Origin of the sequence: Flavobacterium sp. (assembly GCF_003525665.1) — a bacterium.
In the GTDB taxonomy this organism is placed as follows: domain Bacteria; phylum Bacteroidota; class Bacteroidia; order Flavobacteriales; family Flavobacteriaceae; genus Flavobacterium.
This window is the reverse complement of sequence record NZ_DQDX01000129.1, coordinates 11,891-17,952: the sequence shown is the minus strand read 5'-3', so window position 1 is coordinate 17,952 and position 6,062 is coordinate 11,891. Positions and strand designations below refer to the sequence as shown.

Genomic DNA, 6,062 nt, shown 5'->3' with positions numbered 1-6,062 from the left:
ATACTGTTTTCAAAATATTTAATTTTCTCATGTTTTATGTTTTAAAATTCCAAACAAATATATAAAAATTATTGTAAAACAATAATAAATTATCAAAAAACAATTATTTATTAAAAATTTCTATCTCAACAACTTTTTCTACATTTGTAAACCATGAAGAACTTCCCAAAATCATTATCACAAAAACTACAACAACGTGAGCAAAACAATGCCTTACGAAAATTGCCAATTTTTAATAATTTAATAGATTTTGCTTCTAATGATTATTTAGGTTTTGCTCGTTCGGAAGAAATTTTCAATCAAACACATCAGTATCTTTTAGAAAACGATATAAAAATTAACGGCGCAACTGGTTCACGATTAATTTCAGGTAATCATAACTTATACCAAATCACAGAAGAGTTTATTGCCAATTTCCATCAATCAGAAACGGCTTTAATTTTCAATTCGGGTTATGATGCTAATGTGGGTTTCTTCAGTTCGGTTCCGCAACGCAACGATATTATTCTTTACGACGAATTATGTCACGCCTCAATCCGCGACGGAATCCAAATGAGTAATGCAAAAGCATATAAATTCCAGCACAACGATTTTGAACACTTAGAAAAAGTAATTAGTAAGCAACTCGAAACCCGAAACCCGCAACTCGAAACTTTTTACATAGTCACGGAATCCGTCTTCTCAATGGACGGCGATTCACCAAATCTAGAAGAACTAGCCAATCTTTGCGAAAAATACAATTGCCATTTAGTGGTTGACGAAGCGCATGCCTTAGGAGTTTTTGGCGATTTCGGACAAGGATTAGTGCAAAGTCAAGGATTACAAAACAAAGTCTTCGCAACAATTATGACCTTCGGAAAAGGATTAGGTTGTCACGGCGCAGCGATTTTAGGAAGTCAAGAACTAAAAAACTATCTAGTAAATTTTGCCAGAAGTTTCATTTACACAACCGGACTTTCACCACATTCAGTTGCTACAATTTTAATCGCCTACCAACATTTAGAATCCGAAAAAGAAGCCATTCAAAACCTTAAAAAGAACATTCAATTCTTTAATCAAGAGAAAATGCAAATGGGTTTGAAACCTCTTTTTGTCTATAGTAAATCGGCCATTCAATGCGCCATAATTCCAGGAAACGAAAAGGTAAAAGCAATTGCACGTCAACTTCAAGAAAACGGATTTGATGTAAAAGCCATCCTTTCACCAACCGTTCCAGAAGGTCAAGAACGATTGCGTTTTTGTCTACATTCCTACAATTCCGAAAAAGAAATCTCGGAAGTATTGAAATTGTTGAGTACTTTTGTGTTTTAATTTTACACAGAGATTCAAAGAGCATTTTCACAGAGTTTTTTAGCTCCTAAATCTCCTTTTCTCTGTGAATCTCAGTGAAAAAAACTATGAAACTATTCATCACAGGAATCGGAACCGATGTAGGCAAAACCGTAACATCAGCAATTGTAACCCAATCACTCGAAGCCGATTATTGGAAACCAGTACAAGCAGGCGATTTAGACAATTCTGATAGTCATAAAATTCAACGCTATATTTCAAATAACAAAACTGTTATTCACGAAAACAGCTATAAACTAAATACACCGGCAAGTCCACATTTAGCAGCAAAAATTGACGGAATCACCATCGATTTAAACCAAATCATCGAACCAAAAACCGAAAATCATCTTGTAATCGAAGGCGCAGGCGGATTGTTAGTTCCATTAAACGATAACGATTCCATAATCGATTTAATTAAAGAGGATTATAAAATTATTATGGTTTCAAGACATTATCTTGGAAGCATCAACCACACTTTATTGTCATTTGAAGCATTAAAAAGTCGAAACTTAAAAGTGGCCGGAATCATTTTTTCTGGTGATGAAAATAAAGCTACAGAAGAAATTATCCTGAATAAAACCAAAGCCAAATTCATAGGACGAATTGACAACGAACCGTATTTCGACCAAAATGTAATTCAATATTACGCCGATTTGTTTAGAGAAAATCTTCTAGCATTGTAGTCATCAATGAATATTGAAAAAGCAAATAGCGACGATCATGAAATCTTAACAGAAATCACTAAAAAATCTAAAGCATTTTGGGGATATTCAGAAGAACAAATGACGCAATGGAATGATGCGCTCACAATTACTAAAGATTACATCCAAACTAATTTTGCCTATAAACTGATACAAGAAAATCAAGTGATCGGTTACTATTCTTATTTCAATTCAGAAGCTGCAATCATAAAATTAGACAACCTATTTATACTTCCAGAGTACATCGGAAAAGGATTTGGAAACCAATTAATGCAAGATTTCTTAAATCGAATAAAAGAAAATTGCGACATTAAAAAGATAGTTCTCGACGCCGATCCAAACGCCGAAAAATTCTACCAAAAGTTCGGATTTAAAACCATCGGACAACTCGAAACTTCAATCAAAAATAGATTTTTGCCCATCATGGAACTTAATCTATTATCTCACTTTTAACATTATAAGAGAATAGAAAATAGAGGAAAGAAAATAGACTTAGTTATCTTTGCAAAAACATTTAGAGACAAGTCTATTTTCTATTCTCTATTTTCTATATTCTAATAAAAATGAATCTTTCACAACGAGACAAAAAACACAACTGGCATCCATACACACAACACAAAACAGTAGCCGATTTTCCTGCAATTGTAAAAGGAAAAGACGCATTATTGTGGGACGAAAACGGAAAAGAGTACATCGACGCCATCGCTTCGTGGTGGGTGAATCCTTTCGGACATTCCAACAAAATTATGGCAGATGCTATTTATGAGCAATTAACCACTTTAGAACACGTGTTGTTTGGAGGTTTTACTCACAATAAAGCCGTAGAATTATCAGAAAAACTAATGGAAATTCTACCTTCTAATCAACAGAAAATTTTCTATTCCGATAATGGTTCAACTGCAGTAGAAGTTGCTATCAAAGTGGCTTTACAATACAATTATAACAAAGGAATAGTAAAAACTAAAGTCATCGCTTTTGAAGATGCTTTTCACGGCGACACTTTCGGAGCTATGGCTGCCAGCGGAATTACCTTTTTCACAGAAGCCTTCAAAGGTTCGCTTTTAGAAGTTGTTCGCATTCCGGTTCCAACTCAAGGCAACGAAGAACACACTATAAAAACCTTAGAAAATCTTGTAGAAACCAACGAATTTGCTGCGTTTGTTTTCGAACCATTAGTGCTTGGAGCTGCAGGAATGGTAATGTATTCGCCAGAAGTTTTAGATAAGTTAATCGCCATTTGCAACCAAAACAACGTCTTCACAATTGCCGACGAAGTCATGACTGGTTTTGGCAAAACAGGTAAAACATTCGCAAGTGATTATCTACAAAATAAACCAGATATGATGTGCTTGTCTAAAGCATTAACAGGCGGAACAATCCCAATGGCAATCACCACATTTACCCAAGAAATCTTCGACGGATTTTACCATGATGACACCGACAAAGCCTTGTTTCACGGACACACTTTTACTGCAAATCCTACAGGTTGCGCAGCAGCTTTGGCGAGTATTTCACTTTTACAAACCGATGAAATTCAGCAAAATATTCAAACGGTTCATCAATCGCATTTAGCATTTCAATCCAAAATAAAAAATCATCCAAAAGTAAAAACCACTCGAGTGCTCGGAGTGATATTCGCGCTAGAAATCAAAACCGAAACCCAAGAAAGTTACTACGGAACCATGCGCAACAAACTCTACAAATTCTTCATAGAAAACGGCGTAATTTTACGACCAGTAGGAAACATCGTGTACATTTTGCCACCCTACATCATCACCGAAAACCAGTTGCAAAAAGTCTATCAAACTATCGAAAATGCTCTAGAAATAGTGTAATTTTGCTTTTTTATTAGAAGCGAATTCCCGAAGCTTCGGGATTGGGCATTTTTGCAATCCATTTTCCTGCTTTCCGTTGCAATCTTTTTTCAATTGCCTTGGGTTTAAACCCAAGGCAATTGAAAAAAGGATTTCCACTGCAATCAGGGCTAAACGATAAACTTTTAGAACTATCTGCAAAATCCAGTTAAAATTCGTGAAATTATTTGATGATACTTTAATTCGTGAAAATTCGTGAAATTCGTGTCAGCTTTTTTCAAATCATTTACATAAAAAAATAAAATCATAGTGAACTTTGCGTTAAACTTTGCGAACTTTGCGGTTAACAATGAAAACTAAAATCGCCATAACATCACTTGCATCCATTTCACCTTTAGGAAAAAATCCTGATGCTATTTGGCGCAATTATCTTTCAAACGAAACTTTAATTTCAACTAAAGACTTTAACGGAACGCCACAATTTGTAGCCACAATTCCAGAAGAAATCAGACAAGAAATAGAAGAGTTAAGAAAAAGTGAAATCAAATACAAAGCCTTAGACGAAACCGTTTTGCTTTCCATATTAGTTTCGCGTCAAGCCATAAAAAATGCGGGTTGGAAAAATGGAGACGAATTCGGAATCAACATTGGTTCGTCTCGTGGCGCCACACAATTATTTGAAAAATACCACCAAGAATTCCTAGAAACTGGCAAAACAGCAACATTAGCATCGCCAACCACGACTTTAGGAAATATTTCGTCTTGGGTAGCACACGATTTAAAAAACAACGGACCCGAAATCTCGCATTCTATAACTTGTTCAACCGCTTTACATGCTGTTTTAAATGCCGTTGCTTGGTTGCAATCGGGAATGGCATCGAAGTTTTTAGTCGGTGGAAGTGAAGCACCATTAACCGCTTTCACGATTGCTCAAATGAATGCTTTAAAGATTTACAGCAAAGAGACAGATGCATTTCCATGCAAAGCTTTCGATTTCACAAAAACCAAAAACACTATGGTTCTTGGCGAAGGCGCATCGGTAGCTTGTTTAGAAATTGGCGAAAACCCAAACGCGTTGGCTTACATCGCAGGAATTGGATATGCCACAGACGATATTGAACACAACATTTCGATATCAGACGAAGCCAATTGCTTTCAGAAATCCATGAAAATGGCATTGCAAAAAACCAATCTAGAAGAAGTTGACGCCATAGTAATGCACATGCCCGGAACTTTAAAAGGCGACACATCAGAATACAAAGCCATTCAAAAAGTATTTGGTCAAAATCATCCAATGCTCACAACAAATAAATGGAAAGTAGGCCACACTTTTGGCGCATCCGGAATGTTAAATATGGAATTAGCCATCTTAATGATGCAACACAATCACTTCATCGAAGTACCATTTGCTGAAAAGCAAACCAGCAGAAAAGAAATAAAGAAAGTACTAATAAACGCAGTAGGTTTCGGCGGAAATGCAGTAAGTATTCTACTATCAAAAGAGTTTTAAACTGAACACTGATAGCAGATAACAGATAGCAGATAGCAGATAGCAGATAAAAGACAACCGATAGCAGTTCACAGATAACCGATAGCAGTTCACAGATAACAGATAACTAACAACCGACAACCGACAACTGAGACTGAAAACTGCGACTGAAAACTGAAAACTACTTTCTAAACGATCTGTAAACAGAAAAAACCACCGGAACAAAAATCAGTGCAATAGTAAACGGTAAAAACCATTTTCCTAATCCATCAGAAGCGCCGTTAGAAGTTGCAATGGTTTTGTAATCAATTACTATAAACAGAATTAGTAATGCTAATTTCATAAACCGAAGCAGTTTAGTTGAATTAGTGTATTGCGCAAGCGCATTCTCCTCGGTTATTTCAACAGTGTAATTAAAGGTTTCAGGCTTTTTAACAATGTAAGTTAGAAATGCAAAAAGTACCGTTCCCAAAACTGGTAAAAAGAAAATTGTAGCTTTTGGTCCATAACCATCAACTTCACCCAAGCCATTGTAATGCGTTGGAATACTTTCTGGCAAAGTTGTAAAAGCAAAAATAGTCATCACCCAAAAAGCAACCAAAGCAAGATAACTAGTTACTTCAATAATTGTATCAAATAAGCTAAGTGAAACTTTAATTTTTGGTCGTTTTTCCATAAAAATAGTTTATAAATCTAATCAGTAACCCGAAACCCGAAACTCGCAAC

The 6,062-nt window shown here is 35.6% G+C and carries 6 protein-coding genes; 5 read left to right on the top strand and 1 reads right to left on the bottom strand.

The window, feature by feature from the left end; translation table 11 throughout:
• The first annotated feature begins 153 nt into the window (after window positions 1–153).
• The 5 genes from DIU01_RS09185 (at window position 154) to DIU01_RS09165 (ending at window position 5,357) form a co-directional block, all read left to right on the top strand.
• Window positions 154–1,311 carry a pyridoxal phosphate-dependent aminotransferase family protein gene (locus tag DIU01_RS09185; RefSeq protein ID WP_290833727.1) on the top strand — a complete coding sequence of 386 codons (1,158 nt, stop codon included), beginning with the start codon at window positions 154–156 and terminating at the stop codon, window positions 1,309–1,311.
• An 86-nt stretch (window positions 1,312–1,397) separates the two neighbouring features.
• Window positions 1,398–2,015, top strand: a complete 618-nt coding sequence (bioD, locus tag DIU01_RS09180) for a dethiobiotin synthase (protein ID WP_290833726.1) — start codon at window positions 1,398–1,400, stop codon at window positions 2,013–2,015.
• 6 nt (window positions 2,016–2,021) lie between these two features.
• A complete protein-coding gene (locus DIU01_RS09175; protein WP_290833725.1) occupies window positions 2,022–2,486 on the top strand; it encodes a GNAT family N-acetyltransferase in 465 nt (154 codons plus the stop codon).
• 110 nt (window positions 2,487–2,596) lie between these two features.
• Window positions 2,597–3,868, top strand: coding sequence for an adenosylmethionine--8-amino-7-oxononanoate transaminase (gene bioA / locus DIU01_RS09170; RefSeq protein ID WP_290833723.1), 1,272 nt, complete (start codon window positions 2,597–2,599; stop codon window positions 3,866–3,868).
• A 328-nt stretch (window positions 3,869–4,196) separates the two neighbouring features.
• Window positions 4,197–5,357 (top strand): beta-ketoacyl synthase N-terminal-like domain-containing protein, encoded by a 1,161-nt coding sequence (locus DIU01_RS09165; protein WP_290833721.1) that lies wholly within the window; start codon window positions 4,197–4,199, stop codon window positions 5,355–5,357.
• A 160-nt stretch (window positions 5,358–5,517) separates the two neighbouring features.
• Here DIU01_RS09165 and DIU01_RS09160 read toward each other — a convergent pair whose 3' ends face one another.
• Window positions 5,518–6,012 carry a DUF1648 domain-containing protein gene (locus DIU01_RS09160; RefSeq protein WP_290833719.1) on the bottom strand — a complete coding sequence of 165 codons (495 nt, stop codon included), beginning with the start codon at window positions 6,010–6,012 and terminating at the stop codon, window positions 5,518–5,520.
• Between the last annotated feature and the right edge of the window lie 50 nt (window positions 6,013–6,062).

Bases quoted from the DNA above. Each gene is read 5' to 3' on its own strand.
- DIU01_RS09185 (WP_290833727.1), top strand. From the start codon at position 154: ATGAAGAACTTCCCAAAATCATTATCACAAAAACTACAACAACGTGAG.
- bioD (WP_290833726.1), top strand. From the start codon at position 1,398: ATGAAACTATTCATCACAGGAATCGGAACCGATGTAGGCAAAACCGTA.
- DIU01_RS09175 (WP_290833725.1), top strand. From the start codon at position 2,022: ATGAATATTGAAAAAGCAAATAGCGACGATCATGAAATCTTAACAGAA.
- bioA (WP_290833723.1), top strand. From the start codon at position 2,597: ATGAATCTTTCACAACGAGACAAAAAACACAACTGGCATCCATACACA.
- DIU01_RS09165 (WP_290833721.1), top strand. From the start codon at position 4,197: ATGAAAACTAAAATCGCCATAACATCACTTGCATCCATTTCACCTTTA.
- DIU01_RS09160 (WP_290833719.1), bottom strand. From the start codon at position 6,012: ATGGAAAAACGACCAAAAATTAAAGTTTCACTTAGCTTATTTGATACA.